This window comes from Streptomyces sp. NPDC053513 (genome assembly GCF_044544765.1).
In the GTDB taxonomy this organism is placed as follows: Bacteria; Actinomycetota; Actinomycetes; order Streptomycetales; family Streptomycetaceae; genus Streptomyces; species Streptomyces litmocidini.
The window spans coordinates 120400-136747 of record NZ_JBITXP010000021.1 but is presented as its reverse complement, the minus strand read 5'-3'; the positions used below and the strand labels follow the sequence as shown (position 1 = coordinate 136747).

Here is a 16348-nt window from a genome sequence, read left to right as displayed (position 1 = left end):
TTCCGAACCCGGAAGCTAAGCCTTTCAGCGCCGATGGTACTGCAGGGGGGACCCTGTGGGAGAGTAGGACGCCGCCGAACAATTTTTAGCCTCAACCCCCGGACCGTGTCCGGGGGTTGAGGCATTTTTGCGTTCTAGGCTGTGGCCATGCGATACGACCTGGTCATCTTCGACAACGACGGTGTGCTCGTGGACAGCGAGCCGATCTCCAACACGCTGCTGGCCGGTTATCTGACGGAGCTCGGGCACCCCACCACGTACGAGGAATCGGTGCGCGACTACATGGGGTCCGCCATGCACCGCATCCACGAGTTGGTCGAGGAGCGGAGCGGGCAGCGGCTGCCGGCGGACTTCGACGAGACGTTCCACGCGCGGGTCTTCGCCGCTTTCCAGGCCGAGTTGGAGGCCGTGGTCGGCGCCGCCGACGTGCTCAAGGGGCTGGTCGCCGCCGGCGTTCCGTACTGTGTGGCCTCCTCCGGGAGTCACGAGCGGATCCGGGTCGGTCACCGGAAGACCGGGCTCGACGCCTGGTTCCGGGACGAGACGATCTTCAGTGCCGAGGACGTCGGCCGGGGCAAGCCCTGGCCCGACCTGTTCCTGCACGCCGCCGAGCGGATGGGAGTCGCTCCCGAGCGGTGCGTGGTCGTCGAGGACAGCGGGCCCGGGGTCCGGGCCGCCCTGGCCGCCGGGATGGACGTGTACGGGTTCACCGCGATGACGCCCCGGGAGAAGCTCACGGGGGCCAAGGGCTTCTTCGGGAGGATGGACGAGCTTCCCGCGATTTTGGGGTCGTGATCCATCTACCCAGCGGTAGGTTCCGGCCGTACGCTGTGCCGCCATGACAGATGCGCGGTTGCGGCGTGGGCGGGGATCCCTGGCGGTCAGTTTCTTCGTGCAGGGGGTCACCTTCGCCCTGCTCGTGACCCGGATACCGGCGATCCAGGACCAGTACGGGATCTCGGACGGGCTGCTGCCGGCCTTCCTGGCCGCGGTGCCGATCCTGGCCGGGGTGGCGAGCGTGGCGACCGAGAAGGTCGTCGCCCGGGTGGGACCCGCGGTGGTCCTCCGGTGGGCGCAGCCCTTCGTGCTGCTGGCCCTCCTCTCCGTGGGGCTGGGCTCCGAGCTCTGGCACGCGGCGGTCGCGCTGGGCCTCTTCGGGATCGCGGTCGGCGCGCTCGACGCGTCCATGAACATGCTGGGGGTGAGCCTCCAGCGGGCGTACGGCCGGAGCATCATGCTCGGCTTCCACGCCGCGTACAGCCTCGGCGGGATCGCGGGGGCCTCGCTGGCCTGGGTGGGGGCGCACTGGCACCTGTCGCTGTTCGTGTCCTACCTGCCGGTGGTGGCCGTGCTGCTGCCCGTCGCCTTCGTCGGCAGCCGGTGGTACGCGGCCGGTGAGGGGGCCGTGCCGGTCGGGGCGGTCGAGGGGAAGGGGAGCGGTGTCGTCTTCAAGGTGCTGCTGCCGCTCTGTCTCGTGATGACCTTCGCGTACATAGGGGACTCGACCGTCTCCAACTGGAGCGCCAAGTACCTCCAGGACGTGCTCGGCAGTTCCGAGGAGCTGGCGACCGTGCCGTACAACGCGTACATGGTGACGACGCTGCTCGGGCGGGCCGTCGGGGACTTCGGGGTGCGCCGGTTCGGGGCCGTCGTGGTGGTCCGGGCGGGGGCGGTGCTCGCGGGGCTGGGGTTCGCGCTGGTCGCCGTGGCTCCGGGCGCCTGGGTGGGGATCGCCGCGTTCACGGTGCTCGGGCTCGGGCTGAGCGTGATCGTGCCGCAGACCTTCGCGGCGGCGGGGCGGTTGTTCCCGGGGGCCAGTGACGCGGCGGTCGCGCGGCTCAACGTCTTCAACTACGTGGGTTTCCTCGTCGGGTCCCCTCTGGTGGGGGCGCTCGGGGACGCGTGGAGCTATCGGGGGGCCATGGCGGTGCCGATGGTGCTGGTCCTGGTGACGGTGGTGTACGCCACGTCGTTCGGTTCGCGCGAGGCCCGATACGGTGGCGGGCATGAGCGGCCGCGCACTGTTGATGTGGGATGAAGCTGTCACGCAGTACGACTTCGGGTCCGAGCATCCGATGGATCCGGTGCGGCTCGCGCTGACGATGTCGCTGGTGCGGGCCTACGGGCTGGACCGGGCGGTGGACGTGGTGGCGGCGAAGCCGGCCGGGGACTCGACGCTGCGGCTCGTGCACCGCGAGGACTACGTGGCGGCGGTGCGGGCGGCGTCGGCGGACCCGCGGCACGCCGACCAGGCGTACGGGCTCGGCACGGTCGACGATCCGGCGTTCGCCGGGATGCACGAGGTGTCGGCGCTGATCGCCGGGCAGTCGGTGGGGGCGGCGGAGGCGGTCTGGCGCGGGGAGGCCGCGCACGCGGTCAACTTCGCGGGCGGTCTGCACCACGCCATGCCGGGGTCGGCCTCCGGCTTCTGCATCTACAACGACGCCTCGCTGGCCATCGCCCGGCTGCTCGAACTGGGTGCCGAGCGGGTCGCGTACGTGGACGTGGACGTGCACCACGGGGACGGGGTGCAGGCGGCGTTCTGGGACGATCCGCGGGTCCTGACGGTCTCGCTGCACGAGCACCCGCGGACGCTGTTCCCGCAGACGGGCTGGCCGGAGGAGACCGGCGCGGCGGGGGCCGGCGAGGGCGGGGCGGTGAACGTGGCGCTGCCGGCCGGGACGGGGGACGCGGGCTGGCTGCGGGCCTTCCACGCGGTCGTGCCGGAGCTGCTCGCGGACTTCCGGCCGCAGGTGCTCGTGACGCAGCACGGGGCGGACACGCACTTCGAGGATCCGCTGGCGCACCTGGCGGTGTCGCTGGACGCGCAGCGGGCCGTGCAGGAGGCCTGTCACGAGCTGGCGCACGACCACGCGGAGGGGCGCTGGCTGGCGCTGGGCGGCGGCGGGTACGCGGTGGTGGACGTCGTACCGCGGTCGTGGACGCATCTGGTGGGGATCGCGGCGCACGCCCCGGTGGACCCGGAGTCGGCGATCCCGGCGTCCTGGCGGGACGAGGCGTACGCGCGGACCCGGCAGCCGGGGCCGTTGCGGATGACGGACGGGCGGTGGCCGGTGGGCTTCCGGGACTGGTCCGAGGGGTACGACCCGGCGGACCGGCTCGACCAGGCGGTGCTGGCGACGCGGCGGGCGGCCTTCCCGCTGCGGGGGCTGCTCGCCTAGGCGGTCCGGAGGGTTCTCCCCGGGCGATTCAGAACGTTCTCCTGGGTGTTACGCCGACTGTGGGGTGTCCGGGAGGTTTGGATCCCCGGCCGGTGGTGTTCCGGCAGCATCGGACGGGTGTGGAGTACCGGGGCGCTGCGGGCGCATCTGTTGGCGTCGGGGTTGGCCGGCACGGTGGCGACCTCGCGGGAGGAGAATCTGCGGAGCTATCGGCTCTTCGCCGCGCGCGATCCGCGGGTGCTGCTCGGGCTCGACCCCGACCGGGAGTGGGACGAGGCCGGTCTGCTGCGGCTGATGGCCGACAAGTGCGGGGTGTCGGGGGATCCGCTGCACCGGGCGGGGCCGGACGTCATTGATCCGGAGCGTACGGTGCGGGGGCTCGACGCCTTCGCGGCGCGCCTGGGCGTGGCGGCCGCGCGGCGGGTTCCGGTGCTCCTCGGGACGGGTCATCCGCACCGTCTGCTCGGTTTCTACGCCGCTCTCGCAGACGCTTTGTCGGCGGCGGGATGTCTTGTTCTCACACCGGCGCAGGGGAGATGTGTCGACATAACGACCCGGTTCGGCGTACGCACGTACCTCCTCGACTACGTACGCGGGGTCGCGCTGGTACGGGAACCCGGGCCGTCCGTGGACGGGCGTGTGCCGGGGGCGCATTCCCATTCGCCGCTGCCGGTCAGGGCCGCTCTGGAGAGCGCGGCCGAGAGCGGCGGGCCGCTGCCGGAGCTCGTGGTGGGGGACCACGGATGGGTCTGCGGGGCAGGTCAGCTGGGTATCGAGGCCATCGGTCTCGCCGATACGGATGATCCGGCGCTGTTCGTCGGAGAGGCCGAGGGGCAGGTGTCGGTGGCCGTTCCGCTCGATGACGGCGTGCGCTCCGCCTCGTACCTCCCGCTCACGCGCTATGTACTCAATCGAGCGCGTCTGTCACGGTAAACGGCCGATGGCAGCTCCTCTTCCCCACTCGTACCACCCGCCCCTAGTCTGGAGAGTGAGCGCTCGGCGACTAAGAGTCACCGGAGGGGAAGCCGGTGGGCGTCGCGGCGGAAGGTACAGGTGGGTCATGGCTGCTGGCGATCGACCTCTCAACGAGGTCAAGTTTCTGACCGTGGCGGAAGTCGCCTCGGTGATGCGCGTGTCGAAGATGACCGTGTACCGCTTGGTGCACAGCGGTCATCTGCCGGCGATCCGGGTGGGCAGGTCCTTCCGGGTGCCGGAACAGGCCGTTCACGAGTACCTGAGGGAGTCCTTCGTGGGGGTGGGGACCGCGTAGCGAGCGCGCGGCCGAACAGCGGGTGAGCGGAGTCCGGCCCTCGGATTACTTGCGCGGTGCTCGGGACGGTAGGCTAGGCCGACGTAGGTCGTGTGGGCCCAGACGCCCCGCACCGATCCCCGCCGGGAGGCGGGGATGTTCCGAGAAGTGAGCGAGGGTAGTCGTGGGCTCTGTTATCAAGAAGCGGCGCAAGCGGATGGCTAAGAAGAAGCACCGCAAGCTGCTCAAGCGCACGCGCGTTCAGCGTCGCAACAAGAAGTAAGGCGACAGCTGCTTCGCAGCGTTTTGCGTCAGGCGTGGCCCTCCACCGTTCCTCGGTGGAGGGCCACGCTTTTATCCACAGGAAATCTCCACGCGCTACGGTGGCGTCCAACGGAAGACGGACGGAAGGCGCTGATCTTGGGCAGGGTCGTGCTCGTCACCGGTGCCGCCCGGCATCTGGGCGGCCGCTTCGTGCGGCGGATCCAGCGGGACCCGGAAGTGGAGCGGGTGATCGCCGTGGACGCGGTCGACCCCGCGCACCAGCTCGGCGCCGCCGAGTTCGTACGGGCGGACATCCGCCGGCCCGAGATCGCCAAGGTCCTCGCCGAGCACGACGTCGACACGGTGGTCCACCTCGACGTCACCGGCACGGCGCTCGGCGGCGGCGGCCGGACGTCGGTCAAGGAGACCAACGTCATCGGCACCATGCAGCTCCTCGGCGCCTGCCAGAAGTCGCCGCGGATCCGGCGGCTCGTGATCAAGTCCAGTACGAGCGTCTACGGCTCCGCGCCCCGCGACCCGGCCGTCTTCACCGAGACGACGGCCGCCAAGTCCCTGCCGAGCGGCGGCTTCGCGAAGGACGCCGTCGAGGTCGAGGGGTACGTCCGGGGCTTCGCCCGGCGCCGGCCGGACGTGGCGGTGTGCGTGCTGCGGTTCGCGAACATCCTCGGGCCCCGGATCGACTCCCCGCTCGCCGAGTACCTGGCGCTGCCGGTGCTGCCCACCGTCCTCGGCTACGACCCTCGGCTGCAGTTCGTCCACGAGGACGACGTGATCGACGTCCTGCGCCTGGGCGCGCACGAGCCCCGCAGGGCGACCCAGAACAGCGGCACGTTCAACGTGGCCGGGGACGGGGTGCTGCTGCTCTCCCAGTGCGCCCGGCGGCTCGGGCGGCCGACGGTGCCGGTGCTGCTGCCCGCGGTCACCTGGGTGGGCACCGCGCTGCGCACGGTCGGGATCACCGACTTCGCGCCCGAGCAGATCCGGCTGCTCACGCACGGCCGGGTCGTCTCGACGGTCCAGACGCGCGAGGTCCTGGGCTTCTCGCCGCGCTACTCGACGGCGGAGGCGCTCGACGACTTCGCGCGGGGCCGGGGGCCGGGGCTGCTGCCGCCCGAACTGCTAGCCGGGGCGGTCGACCGGCTCGCCGCGCGGCTGGCCCCGTCGGCCGCTCGCCCCACCGAAGCCTCCCCCCTTCACCACGGCGCCTGAGGAGACCCGACTGCGATGGCGGACGCCAAGGTCATTCCGTTCGACGACGACCGCTCACGGGCCCGTCGGAGGCCCGTCCGGGCCGAGGGCGAGGCGGCGGCCGTACGGGCCCTGCCCGGGCCGCAGCAGGCCCCGGAGGAGTCCGGGGAGCCGGGAGCGCCCGAGGCGGCCCCCGAAGCCTCTGGGGCTGCTTCCGGGAACCCCGGCGCGCCCGGTGCCGCCGGGCCGGAGACCGCGGCGGGTCCGGAGCCGGGGCGGGGCGCGGCCGGCGGGAGCGGTTGGGAGCGGCGGCTCGCGAGCGGGCTCGCGTTCCTGCGGCGGCGGGTCACCGGCGAGTACGAGGTCGACGAGTTCGGCTACGACGAGGAACTCACCGACCAGGTCCTCATGTCGCTGCTGCGCCCGCTGTACGAGAAGTACTTCCGGGTGGAGGTGAAGGGCGTCGAGAACATCCCGGCCAAGGGCGGGGCGCTGATCGTCGCCAACCACTCGGGGACGCTGCCGCTGGACGGCCTGATGATGCAGGTCGCCGTCCACGACCACCACCCGGCCGGGCGGCACCTGCGGCTGCTCGCGGCGGACCTGGTCTTCGTCCTGCCCGTTGTCAACGAGCTGGCCCGCAAGGCGGGGCACACGCTGGCCTGCGCGGAGGACGCGGAGCGGCTGCTGCGCGCCGGCGAGATCGTCGGGGTGATGCCGGAGGGCTTCAAGGGGATCGGGAAGCCCTTCGGGGAGCGGTACAAGCTCCAGCGGTTCGGGCGGGGCGGCTTCGTCTCGACGGCGCTGCGGGCCGGGGTGCCGATCGTGCCCTGCTCGATCGTGGGGGCGGAGGAGATATACCCCATGCTCGGGAACGCCAGGACCCTGGCGCGGGTGCTCGGTTTCCCGTACTTCCCGCTCACCCCGACCTTCCCCTGGCTGGGGCCGCTCGGGGTGCTGCCCCTGCCGACGAAGTGGACGATCCAGTTCGGCGAGCCGATCGAGACGGACTCGTACGCGCCGGAGGCGGCGGAGGACCCGATGCTGATGTTCAACCTGACGGATCAGGTGCGGGAGCAGATCCAGCACACGCTGTACAAGCTGCTGGTGCAGCGGCGGTCGGTCTTCTTCTGAACCGGCGCAGGAAGAAGGGGCGCCCCCCGGTCCCGGGGGGCGCCCCTTCTTCCTGCTAGCGGGTGTCCTCGCTGTCGATGCCGAGGCCCGGAAGGAGGCCCGGCAGGAGGGGCGGGAGGGTCACGTCCGGCACGTCCGGGGCCACCTGGTCCTCCGCGGGGACCGACGGGGTGCCCGCCGGGGAGGGCTTGAGCAGTCCGCCGGCGCTGCCGCCGAGGAGGCCGTCGTCCTCGGTCGAGCCGGAGCCGCTGCCCGTGCTCGGGGTGGCTCCCGCGGTGGACCCGGAGGGGCGGGGCGAGGCGGAGTGGCTGCCCGGTGGGGGCGTCTCCTGGCCGGCCGTCGGCCGCTGGCCGCCCGTGCCCTGGGTGCCCTTCGGGGCGGCGGGGCTGCTGCGCGGTCCCTCGGAGCCGATCGCGCCCTTCTCGGGGGTGCGGGGCAGCACCGACTGGAGCGGCTCGACGTCTTCGTCTATGGCGTCGAAGACGTCCGTCACCTCGCTGCCGACGTCCGCCAGCTGGACGGGGAGCCGGTCGCGGAGGCCGTTCCAGGTGTCCCGGTGGGCCTGGGCGAAGGAGTTGAGCCGGGCCATCGGGGCGATCTCGCCGTCCCGCTCGTACGCCTCGCGGAGGAGCCGGCGGCCCTCGGAGGCGTCGTGCTTCATGCCGCCCAGGACGCGGCGGATCTCGGCGAGGGACTCGTGGTCGAGCTCCCCGGCGCGGCCGCGCTCCATGAGCCGGCGGGCCTCGCTGAGGCGGGTGGAGGCCTGGTCGAGGTAGATGCCGCCGCGGTCCGCGTCGTCGTCCGCCATGCCCAGCTTGATGTCCTCCATGCCCCGCTTGAGTCCGTAGAGCGAGTCACCGGGGAGGGCGTCGGAGCTGGCGGCGGCGACTCCGCCGAAGGCGCCGGCCGCCACACCGACCGTGAGACCGCCGGCGGCGAGGCCCTTGGTCCAGCGGGACCGGGGGCGCAGTCTCCTCAGGGGCGACGCCCGGTGGGAGCCCTTGCCGGTGGATGTCCGCTGCTCCGGCACCGTAGGGCCCGCGGCGGCGCTCCCCTCCAGGAGCATCGCTTCCATGGCGGCGACCAGCTGGGCTCGCTGCACCACCTTGACCTCGGGGTCGAGCTGCGGTCTGGGCAGCTCGCCGAGGCCGTTCGCCAAGGCCAACAGCCGCCCCTGGTCGGCGGGTTCGGCCGGCTCCGCCGGGGCCTCGGGCTGCTCGGCCGCCGCGTCCTCGGACGCCCGGTCCTCCAGGGCCTGGGCGAAGGCGTTCGCCCGCCGGTGCGCCGATACGTTCGCGATCACTGGCGGCACCTCCTCTCGTCATGACGGTCGACTCTCCGGGGTGTCCGGAAGGTTGCACACCTTGAGCACATCCACACGAAAGAGTGAGTGGCTGTGGGCAGGGCGTGACCACAGGGAGTCTGCATCCCGCACAACGAGCGGCGCGGCACTTGGGTTACGCGCGAAAGATGATCGGACCAGTGCGTCATCGGGGCGTCACCGACTGTGAGTTGGGCGGGGGTCGTGGGGATGTGGGGGGAGGTGCGGGCACGGCGGTGCGGACCGGGGCAGGGGGGTGCGTGTGGGGGGCGCGGAGCGGTCAGCGGGCGTCGTCCGGGAGGAGGCGGGCCAGGGTGCGGACGGCCCGGTACTGGAGGGTCTTGATCGCGCCCTCGTTCTTGCCCATGACCCGGGCGGTCTCGGCGACCGAGAGGCCCTGGAGGAAGCGGAGCGTCACGCACTCCTGCTGCTGGGGGTTGAGGCGGCGGACCGCGTCGAGCAGGGCGGCGTTCGACAGGGACTCCAGGACGGAGTCCTCGGGGCTGCGCTCGACCTCGTTGGCGTCGAGCATCTCGCCGGTGGTGACTTCCAGGCGGAACCGGCTGGACTTGAAGTGGTCGGCGACCAGGTTCCGGGCGATGGTGACGAGCCAGGCGCCGAAGTCGCGGCCCTGCCAGGTGAAGGTGGAGATCCGGCGCAGGGCGCGCAGGAAGGTCTCGCTGGTGAGGTCCTCCGCCGTCGCCTTCCCGCCGACGCGGTAGTAGATGTAGCGGTAGACCGTGTCGCTGTACTGGTCGTAGAGGCGGCCGAAGGCCTCGGCCTCACCGGCCTGGGCGCGCTCGACCAGGTCCATCATGCGGGCGCTGTCGCTGTCCGCGGTGGGGCGGCGGTGGGTGGTCGAGGTCGTGGATCGCGTACCCCGTCTGCCCACGGCGGCGCCGCCGTCGGCCAGGGCGTAGCAAGGTCCGGCGGGTGCCGGTGCGGCGAAGGCGAAGGCGGGGACAGGGCCGGCGTACGCGGTGGGGACGAAGCCGCGCAAGTGGTCGAGGACCGTTGCGCGCAGCGTAGCCAGGCCCGAGGTGTCAACCCCGACGTGTGGGTACACGGGACTCCCAGAGGCAGAGCTTCCATCACGTGCAGTGCGGGACCGTTCACCCGTCGTGGCGACGCGAGGGGTCCTTTGTGCGTCTGAGGAGAATAACGCTTCGTACAGGCAGCGCTACACCCAGTTGCTCAAATCACCGGTTCCGACGTATCTGTTACTGCTTGTAGTCGCATCAAGTCGCAGTTCGTGACCGTTTGTTGATCGGTTTGCTTCCGAGTGTGACTGCGCGGGAGATGCGTTGTGCTCAAGTCCGGGGCGCGTGAGTGAACGGGGCCGCTGCGGGGTAAGGAGGCGGGAATGCCCGGGAGTCGACCTGTGCGGTGCTGTTCGACCACGGACGGGTGAGTGCCCCTGGTCCGGGGTTGTCGCAGATGATCGCAGCCGAAACGTATCGGCAGATCGCCCCGGCGCGCCGGGGCGTGACCTCGCGGGGGAGCGTCAGCGGCGGCGGCGGTGCAGGGCGACCGCGGCGGCGGTGCCGCCGGCCAGCGCGCCCAGGCCCGCGGCGGCGGGGATGCCGACCTTCGCGGCCTTCCGGCCGGTCCGGTAGTCGCGCAGCCGCCAGTCCCGGTCCTTCGCGTGCCTGCGGAGCTTGGTGTCCGGGTTGATCGCGTACGGGTGCCCCACCAGCGACAGCATCGGGATGTCGTTGTGCGAGTCGCTGTACGCGGCGCAGCGGTTCAGGTCGAGGCCCTCGGCGGCGGCGAGGGCCCGTACCGCCTCGGCCTTGGCCGGACCGTGCAGGGGCTCGCCGACCAGCTTGCCCGTGTAGACGCCGTCGATCGACTCGGCGACCGTGCCCAGCGCGCCGGTCAGACCGAGCCGGCGGGCGATGATCGTGGCCGTCTCGACCGGGGCGGCCGTCACCAGCCAGACCTTCTGGCCCGCGTCCAGGTGCGCCTGGGCGAGGGAGCGGGTGCCGGGCCAGATGCGGTCGGCCATGTACTCGTCGTAGATCTCCTCGCCGATCGACATCAGTTCGGAGACGCGGTGGCCCTTCACGATGGACAGGGCGCTGTCGCGGGCGTCCTGCATGTGCTCGGGGTCCTCGACGCCGGCGAGCCGGAACCAGGCCTGCTGCCAGGCGAAGCGCGCGAGTTCGCGGCGCTGGAAGAACTTCCGCTTGTACAGGCCGCGGCCGAAGTGGAAGAGCGCGGCGCCCTGCATCACGGTGTTGTCGAGGTCGAAGAAGGCCGCGGCGCGCACGTCGCCGACGACCGGGAACTCGGGCTCGGCGGCCTCGGGTTCGGTGGCGGCGGCCTCCTCGCGCTCCAGTTCCAGCTGGAGCGAGGACTTGCGCGCCGCCTCGGCGGCGGCCTCGCCTGCCAGGACGCTGCGCGCGGTGGCGGAGCGCCTACGGGGGGTGAGCCATCCCAGAGCGGCCATGTCGTTGAGCATAGCCAGTCTGTTCGGTACTTCCCGACTTGTGAGGATGCCGGGGTGTGAACAGTGGGGGACCCCCCTGTTACGGCGGGCCAGAATGGGCGTCATGTTCGGACGTGCGAAGAAGAAGGACGCCGGGTCGGGGAAGGGCGCCGCCTCGCGCGTGGTGACCCTGATCGGCAAGCCGGGATGCCATCTCTGCGACGACGCCCGCGCGGTGATCGAGGCCGTCTGCGCGGAGACCGGGGCCTCCTGGGAGGAGAAGGACATCACCCGGGACGAGGAGCTCCACCGGGCGTACTGGGAGCAGATCCCCGTCGTCCTGATCGACGGCGAGCAGCACACCTTCTGGCGTGTGGACGCCGGCCGGCTCCGGCGCGAACTGGGCGCCTGACCGGAAGCGCGGACCGGGTGCGTGACCGGAAGACGGTTACCATCGTGGACGTTTTGTTGGGTTCCGGGGGCGGCGTCGTGAGGAGTGTGTGCGGCTTTGCCCCCTTCGGGATATCAACGCTCCCACGCGCTCCGCGGTTCCGCGACGATACGAACCGGCCGCGTGACCCCGGTCACTTTGGGCGGACAAAACGGACACCATCTTTGTGCACGCGTTCACAAAGACATAGCCTGCATTCGACGGGGCGGTCTTGGGACGTATGGCCGCCTGCAGCCCCGCTCATCCCGCAGGAGCACCGTGGCAACTGGCCGAACTCACCGACCGGCGACCCGTAGCCGAGGAATTCCCGAGGCCACCGTCGCCCGGCTTCCGCTGTATCTGCGCGCACTGACCGCGCTCTCGGAGCGTTCCGTACCCACGGTCTCCTCCGAGGAGCTCGCGGCCGCTGCGGGGGTCAACTCCGCGAAGCTGCGCAAGGACTTCAGCTACCTCGGCTCGTACGGCACCCGCGGTGTCGGCTACGACGTCGAGTACCTCGTCTACCAGATCTCCCGCGAGCTCGGTCTGACCCAGGACTGGCCCGTCGTGATCGTCGGCATCGGCAACCTCGGCGCCGCGCTCGCCGGCTACGGCGGCTTCGCCTCCCGCGGCTTCCGCGTCGCCGCGCTCATCGACGCCGACCCCGCCATGACCGGCAAGCCGGTCGCCGGGATCCCCGTCCAGCACAGCGACGACCTCGAGAAGATCATCAGCGAGGACGGCGTCTCCATCGGCGTCATCGCGACCCCGGCCGGCGTCGCCCAGCAGGTCTGCGACCGGCTCGTGGCCGCCGGAGTCACCTCCATCCTGAACTTCGCCCCGACCGTGCTCTCCGTGCCCGACGGCGTGGACGTGCGCAAGGTCGACCTCTCCATCGAGCTCCAGATCCTCGCCTTCCACGAGCAGCGCAAGGCCGGCGAGGAGACGAGCGCCGAGGAGGGCCCCGCCACGGACGCCGAGCCCGAGGCCGCCGCGGTCGTCGCGCCGCCGGCCCCCCGTGGCGCCACGGGCGACACCGGCCGCAAGGGACCCGACGGGGACGTCCCCGCGGTGATGCCGGCATGAGCCTCCTCGTCGTCGGACTGAGCCACCGCAGCGCCCCGGTCTCCATCCTGGAGCGGGCCGCGCTGTCGGCGGACACCCGGGCCAAGCTGCTCCAGGACACCCTCGCCGCCGAACCGGCCACCGAGGGCACCGTCCTGGCCACCTGCAACCGCATCGAGCTCTACGCCGACGTGGACAAGTTCCACGCCGGTGTCGCCGAGCTGTCCACGCTCCTCGCCCAGCACAGCGGCGTCGGCCTGGACGAGCTCACCCCTTACCTCTACGTGCACTACGAGGACCGGGCCGTCCACCACCTCTTCTCGGTGGCCTGCGGACTCGACTCCATGGTCGTCGGCGAGGGCCAGATCCTCGGCCAGATCAAGGACGCCCTCGCCCTCGGCCAGGACCTCCACACCGCCGGCCGGCTCCTCAACGACCTGTTCCAGCAGGCCCTGAGGGTCGGCAAGCGCGCCCACAGTGAGACCGGGATCGACCGGGCCGGACAGTCGCTCGTCACCTTCGGCCTGGAGCAGCTCGCCCAGGACACGCCCGTCGAGACCTGGGCCAAGGGCAAGAAGGCCCTCGTCATCGGAGCCGGCTCGATGTCCTCGCTCGCCGCCGCGACGCTCGCGCGCTCCGGCGTCTCCGAGATCGTCATCGCCAACCGCACCCTGGCCCGCGCCGAGCGCCTCGCGCAGATCCTGGCCGAGCCCGGGGGCACGGGGGTCGCCGCACACGCGGTCGAGATGGTTGCCGTCGGCGACGAACTGACACGTGCCGACGTCGTCGTCTCCTGTACCGGCGCCACCGGACTCGTCCTCACCGGCGAGGCCGTCGAGGACGCCGTACAGGACCGTACGACCCCGCTCTTCCTGCTCGACCTCGCCATGCCCCGCGACATCGACGCCGCCGCCCACCGCGTCCCCGGCGTCCGGCTCGTCGACATCGAGTCGCTCGCCGAGGCCTCCGCCGACGCGCCCATGGCCGCCGACGTCGACCAGGTCCGCGGCATCGTCTCCGACGAGGTCGCCGCCTTCGGCGCCGCCCAGCGCGCCGCCCACATCACCCCGACCGTGGTCGCCCTGCGCACCATGGCCGCCGACGTGGTGGCCAGCGAGGTCGCCCGCCTGGAAGGCCGCCTCCCCGGCCTCGACGAAAAGCAGCGCGCCGAGATCACCCAGACCGTGCGCCGCGTCGTCGACAAGCTCCTGCACGCGCCGACCGTGCGGGTCAAGCAGCTGGCCAGCGAGCCCGGCGGCGCCGGGTACGCGGACGCGCTGCGGACACTCTTCGACCTCGACCCGGAGACGGTGGCTTCTGTCAGCCGGGCCGACCTGAATGACGCCGACGTCAAGAACCGAGGGCGAGTATGACCGAGAGGGCACTGAGGCTCGGGACCAGGCGCAGCAAGCTCGCCATGGCCCAGTCCGGGCACGTGGCCGACGCCGTCCGGCAGCTGACCGGCCGGCCCGTCGAGCTCGTGGAGATCACGACGTACGGGGACACCTCCCGGGAGCACCTGGCGCAGATCGGCGGCACCGGCGTCTTCGTCGCCGCCCTGCGCGACGCGCTGCTCGCCGACGAGGTGGACTTCGCCGTGCACTCCCTGAAGGACCTGCCGACCACCCAGCACCCCGACCTGGTGCTGGCCGCGATCCCCCGCCGCGAGGACCCGCGCGACGTGCTGATCGCCCGCGAGGGCCTGACGCTGGACCGGCTGCCCGCGGGCGCCCGGGTCGGCACCGGCTCCCCGCGGCGAATGGCACAGCTGCACGCCCACGCGCGCAACCACGGCCTCGACATCACCTGCGTCCCCATCCGCGGCAACGTCGACACCCGCGTCGGCTACGTCCGCAAGGGCGAGCTGGACGCGGTCGTCCTGGCCGCGGCCGGACTCAACCGCATCGGCGGGACCGACGAACTCCTCGACGGCCTGACCGCCGAGCCGCTGTCCGTCGACACCGTCCTGCCCGCCCCCGGCCAGGGGGCCCTGGCCGTCGAATGCCTGGCGTCGAACACCGAACTCGTCGCCGCGCTCGCGCCCCTCGACGACCCGCACACGCGGGCCGCCGTGGCCGCCGAGCGATCCCTGCTCGCCGCCCTGGAGGCCGGCTGCTCCGCACCCGTGGGTGCGCTGGCCGACCTGCTGGCCGACGACCCCGGTCACGGGCAGGTTGTCACCGAAATGCGCCTGCGCGGCGTCGTCGGCACCACCGACGGCTCGACGCTGGTGCAGCTGTCCACCACCGGACCCGTACCCACCTCGCACGACGAGGCCCTGGCGCTCGGACGCGAACTCGCGGACGAGATGCTCGCCAAGGGTGCGGCCGGTCTTATGGGGGAGCGAGCACTTTGAACCCCACCAGCCCGACCACCAGCCCGCTGTCCCCGGCCCTCGCGGGCCACGGGCACGTCACGTTCCTCGGCGCAGGACCGGGCGACCCCGGACTGCTGACCCTCAGGGCCGTCGAGGCCCTCGCGGGGGCGGACGTCCTGATCGCCGAGCCGGAGGTGCTCGAGGTCGTTCGCGGCCATGCGCGCGCGGGGGTGAGCACGCCTGAGCTGACGGTCATTGACGAGACGTCAACAACCGCCGGTGTCCCCGTGTTGAGGGATGCCGCCAATCTTGTCATGGAGGCCGCGCGGGGCGGCAGGCGGGTCGTCCGTGCGGTGACCGGCGACCCCGGCCTCGACGGGAACGCGGGCGCCGAGATGCTCGCCTGCGCCGCCGAGGGCATCCCCTTCGAGGTCGTCCCCGGCGTCGCCACGGCCGTCGGCGTGCCCGCGTACGCCGGTGTGCCGCTGCGCGACGCGCAGGGCACCGACGTGCGCTTCGTCGACGCCCGCACCGCCGACGAGCGGTGCTGGACCGAGGTCGGTGCCTCGGACGGGACCGTCGTCGTGTCCACCTCCCTGGACTCGGTCGCCGCGGCGGCCGGTGAGCTGGTGGCGGCTGGCCGTAAGCCGGACACCCCGCTCACCGTCACCATCGCCGGCACGACCACCCGCCAGCGCACCTGGACGGCGACCCTCGGGACCATCGCCCAGGTCTTCAAGCAGGGCAAGGTCCTCCCCTCGCCCGAAGGACACCGGCCCGTCATAGCCGTGGTCGGCGAGCGCAGCGCCCCGGCGCAGCGGGACCAGCTGTCGTGGTTCGAGTCCAAGCCCCTCTTCGGGTGGCGGGTCCTCGTGCCGCGCACCAAGGAACAGGCCGCGTCGCTCTCCGACCAGCTGCGCTCGTACGGCGCCGTGCCGCACGAGGTGCCGACGATCGCCGTCGAGCCGCCGCGCACCCCGCAGCAGATGGAGCGGGCGGTCAAGGGCCTGGTCACCGGCCGGTACGAGTGGATCGCCTTCACCTCGGTGAACGCGGTGAAGGCCGTACGGGAGAAGTTCGAGGAGTACGGGCTCGACGCCCGCGCCTTCGCCGGGATCAAGGTCGCGGCGGTGGGCGAGCAGACCGCGGCGGCCCTGGTGGACTTCGGCGTGAAGCCGGACCTCGTGCCGTCGGGCGAGCAGTCCGCCGCGGGCCTCCTGGAGGACTGGCCGCCGTACGACCCCGTCTTCGACCCGATCGACCGCGTCTTCCTGCCGCGCGCCGACATCGCGACCGAGACGCTGGTCGCGGGCCTGATCGAGCTCGGGTGGGAGGTCGACGACGTCACCGCCTACCGGACCGTGCGGGCCTCGCCGCCGCCGGCGGACACGCGGGAGGCGATCAAGGGCGGCGGCTTCGACGCCGTGCTCTTCACGTCCTCCTCGACCGTGCGGAACCTCGTCGGCATCGCTGGCAAGCCGCACAACGTGACGGTCATCGCCTGCATCGGTCCCGCCACCGCCAAGACGGCGGAGGAGCACGGCCTGCGGGTCGACGTCCTCTCGCCCGAGCCGTCCGTCCACAAGCTCGCCGAGGCCCTCGCGGACTTCGGCCTCCGGCGCCGGGAGTCCGCGCTGGAGGCGGGGGATCCGGTGACGCGGCCGTCGGAGCGGCGGCCGGGGGCGCGGCGGCGTCGGACGACGTAGCCGCTTCGGGCACGGCGGTTTCCCGGGGTGCGGGTCCGGT

At 72.2% G+C, this 16348-nt stretch carries 16 protein-coding genes and 1 rRNA gene; 14 read left to right on the top strand and 3 right to left on the bottom strand.

The window, feature by feature from the left end; genetic code table 11:
- The 9 genes from rrf to ACIGW4_RS28975 all read left to right on the top strand — a co-directional run.
- Positions 1–80: ribosomal RNA gene (gene rrf / locus ACIGW4_RS29015) — 5S ribosomal RNA — on the top strand; the annotation flags it as partial.
- Positions 81–147: 67 nt separating this feature from the next.
- Positions 148–795 carry an HAD family hydrolase gene (locus ACIGW4_RS29010; protein WP_398712598.1) on the top strand — a complete coding sequence of 216 codons (648 nt, stop codon included), beginning with the start codon at positions 148–150 and terminating at the stop codon, positions 793–795.
- A gap of 43 nt (positions 796–838) precedes the next feature.
- Complete coding sequence (locus ACIGW4_RS29005; protein ID WP_123458971.1) at positions 839–2038, top strand: MFS transporter; 1200 nt, start codon at positions 839–841, stop codon at positions 2036–2038.
- A complete protein-coding gene (locus ACIGW4_RS29000) occupies positions 2007–3182 on the top strand; it encodes an acetoin utilization protein AcuC (RefSeq protein WP_123458972.1) in 1176 nt (391 codons plus the stop codon). The genes ACIGW4_RS29005 and ACIGW4_RS29000 overlap by 32 nt, the downstream gene beginning before the upstream one ends.
- A gap of 117 nt (positions 3183–3299) precedes the next feature.
- On the top strand, positions 3300–4115 hold the full coding sequence (locus tag ACIGW4_RS28995; protein ID WP_123458973.1) for a phosphatase: 816 nt from the start codon (positions 3300–3302) through the stop codon (positions 4113–4115).
- Positions 4116–4242: 127 nt separating this feature from the next.
- Positions 4243–4452, top strand: coding sequence for a helix-turn-helix domain-containing protein (locus ACIGW4_RS28990; RefSeq protein ID WP_030223786.1), 210 nt, complete (start codon positions 4243–4245; stop codon positions 4450–4452).
- 163 nt (positions 4453–4615) lie between these two features.
- The gene (locus tag ACIGW4_RS28985; RefSeq protein ID WP_003948845.1) at positions 4616–4714 is read left to right on the top strand and encodes a 30S ribosomal protein bS22; all 99 of its coding nucleotides are present in this window, start codon (positions 4616–4618) and stop codon (positions 4712–4714) included.
- 137 nt (positions 4715–4851) lie between these two features.
- Entirely contained in the window at positions 4852–5925 is a 1074-nt protein-coding gene (locus tag ACIGW4_RS28980; protein ID WP_123458974.1) for an NAD-dependent epimerase/dehydratase family protein, read from the top strand.
- A 15-nt stretch (positions 5926–5940) separates the two neighbouring features.
- A complete protein-coding gene (locus tag ACIGW4_RS28975) occupies positions 5941–7038 on the top strand; it encodes a 1-acyl-sn-glycerol-3-phosphate acyltransferase (RefSeq protein ID WP_398712593.1) in 1098 nt (365 codons plus the stop codon).
- A 55-nt stretch (positions 7039–7093) separates the two neighbouring features.
- On the opposite strand, the gene ACIGW4_RS28970 is transcribed toward ACIGW4_RS28975, so the two are convergent.
- The 3 genes from ACIGW4_RS28970 to ACIGW4_RS28960 all read right to left on the bottom strand — a co-directional run bounded on the left by ACIGW4_RS28970 (position 7094) and on the right by ACIGW4_RS28960 (position 10811).
- On the bottom strand, positions 7094–8341 hold the full coding sequence (locus tag ACIGW4_RS28970) for a DUF5667 domain-containing protein (RefSeq protein WP_123458976.1): 1248 nt from the start codon (positions 8339–8341) through the stop codon (positions 7094–7096).
- A gap of 298 nt (positions 8342–8639) precedes the next feature.
- Positions 8640–9425, bottom strand: coding sequence for an ECF subfamily RNA polymerase sigma factor, BldN family (locus ACIGW4_RS28965; protein ID WP_123458977.1), 786 nt, complete (start codon positions 9423–9425; stop codon positions 8640–8642).
- Between the two features lie 438 nt (positions 9426–9863).
- Positions 9864–10811: an HAD family phosphatase gene (locus ACIGW4_RS28960; protein WP_123459264.1), complete on the bottom strand. Its 948-nt coding sequence runs from the start codon at positions 10809–10811 to the stop codon at positions 9864–9866.
- Positions 10812–10905: 94 nt separating this feature from the next.
- On the opposite strand from ACIGW4_RS28960, the gene ACIGW4_RS28955 reads away from it, so the two are divergent.
- From ACIGW4_RS28955 to ACIGW4_RS28935, 5 genes are all read left to right on the top strand, one after another.
- On the top strand, positions 10906–11202 hold the full coding sequence (locus ACIGW4_RS28955; protein WP_399583745.1) for a glutaredoxin family protein: 297 nt from the start codon (positions 10906–10908) through the stop codon (positions 11200–11202).
- Positions 11203–11499: 297 nt separating this feature from the next.
- Positions 11500–12306, top strand: coding sequence for a redox-sensing transcriptional repressor Rex (locus ACIGW4_RS28950; RefSeq protein WP_123458978.1), 807 nt, complete (start codon positions 11500–11502; stop codon positions 12304–12306).
- On the top strand, positions 12303–13658 hold the full coding sequence (locus tag ACIGW4_RS28945; RefSeq protein WP_123458979.1) for a glutamyl-tRNA reductase: 1356 nt from the start codon (positions 12303–12305) through the stop codon (positions 13656–13658). The genes ACIGW4_RS28950 and ACIGW4_RS28945 overlap by 4 nt, the downstream gene beginning before the upstream one ends.
- Positions 13655–14641 carry a hydroxymethylbilane synthase gene (hemC, locus tag ACIGW4_RS28940; protein WP_123458980.1) on the top strand — a complete coding sequence of 329 codons (987 nt, stop codon included), beginning with the start codon at positions 13655–13657 and terminating at the stop codon, positions 14639–14641. The genes ACIGW4_RS28945 and hemC overlap by 4 nt, the downstream gene beginning before the upstream one ends.
- Positions 14638–16308 (top strand): uroporphyrinogen-III synthase, encoded by a 1671-nt coding sequence (locus ACIGW4_RS28935; RefSeq protein ID WP_398712585.1) that lies wholly within the window; start codon positions 14638–14640, stop codon positions 16306–16308. The genes hemC and ACIGW4_RS28935 overlap by 4 nt, the downstream gene beginning before the upstream one ends.
- Positions 16309–16348 lie beyond the last annotated feature (40 nt).

What these genes read in the sequence shown, in the direction of transcription:
- ACIGW4_RS29010 (WP_398712598.1), top strand. Translation starts at nt 148, where the DNA reads ATGCGATACGACCTGGTCATCTTCGACAACGACGGTGTGCTCGTGGAC.
- ACIGW4_RS29005 (WP_123458971.1), top strand. Translation starts at nt 839, where the DNA reads ATGACAGATGCGCGGTTGCGGCGTGGGCGGGGATCCCTGGCGGTCAGT.
- ACIGW4_RS29000 (WP_123458972.1), top strand. Translation starts at nt 2,007, where the DNA reads ATGAGCGGCCGCGCACTGTTGATGTGGGATGAAGCTGTCACGCAGTAC.
- ACIGW4_RS28990 (WP_030223786.1), top strand. Translation starts at nt 4,243, where the DNA reads ATGGCTGCTGGCGATCGACCTCTCAACGAGGTCAAGTTTCTGACCGTG.
- ACIGW4_RS28975 (WP_398712593.1), top strand. Translation starts at nt 5,941, where the DNA reads ATGGCGGACGCCAAGGTCATTCCGTTCGACGACGACCGCTCACGGGCC.
- ACIGW4_RS28960 (WP_123459264.1), bottom strand. Translation starts at nt 10,811, where the DNA reads ATGGCCGCTCTGGGATGGCTCACCCCCCGTAGGCGCTCCGCCACCGCG.
- ACIGW4_RS28955 (WP_399583745.1), top strand. Translation starts at nt 10,906, where the DNA reads ATGGGCGTCATGTTCGGACGTGCGAAGAAGAAGGACGCCGGGTCGGGG.
- ACIGW4_RS28945 (WP_123458979.1), top strand. Translation starts at nt 12,303, where the DNA reads ATGAGCCTCCTCGTCGTCGGACTGAGCCACCGCAGCGCCCCGGTCTCC.
- hemC (WP_123458980.1), top strand. Translation starts at nt 13,655, where the DNA reads ATGACCGAGAGGGCACTGAGGCTCGGGACCAGGCGCAGCAAGCTCGCC.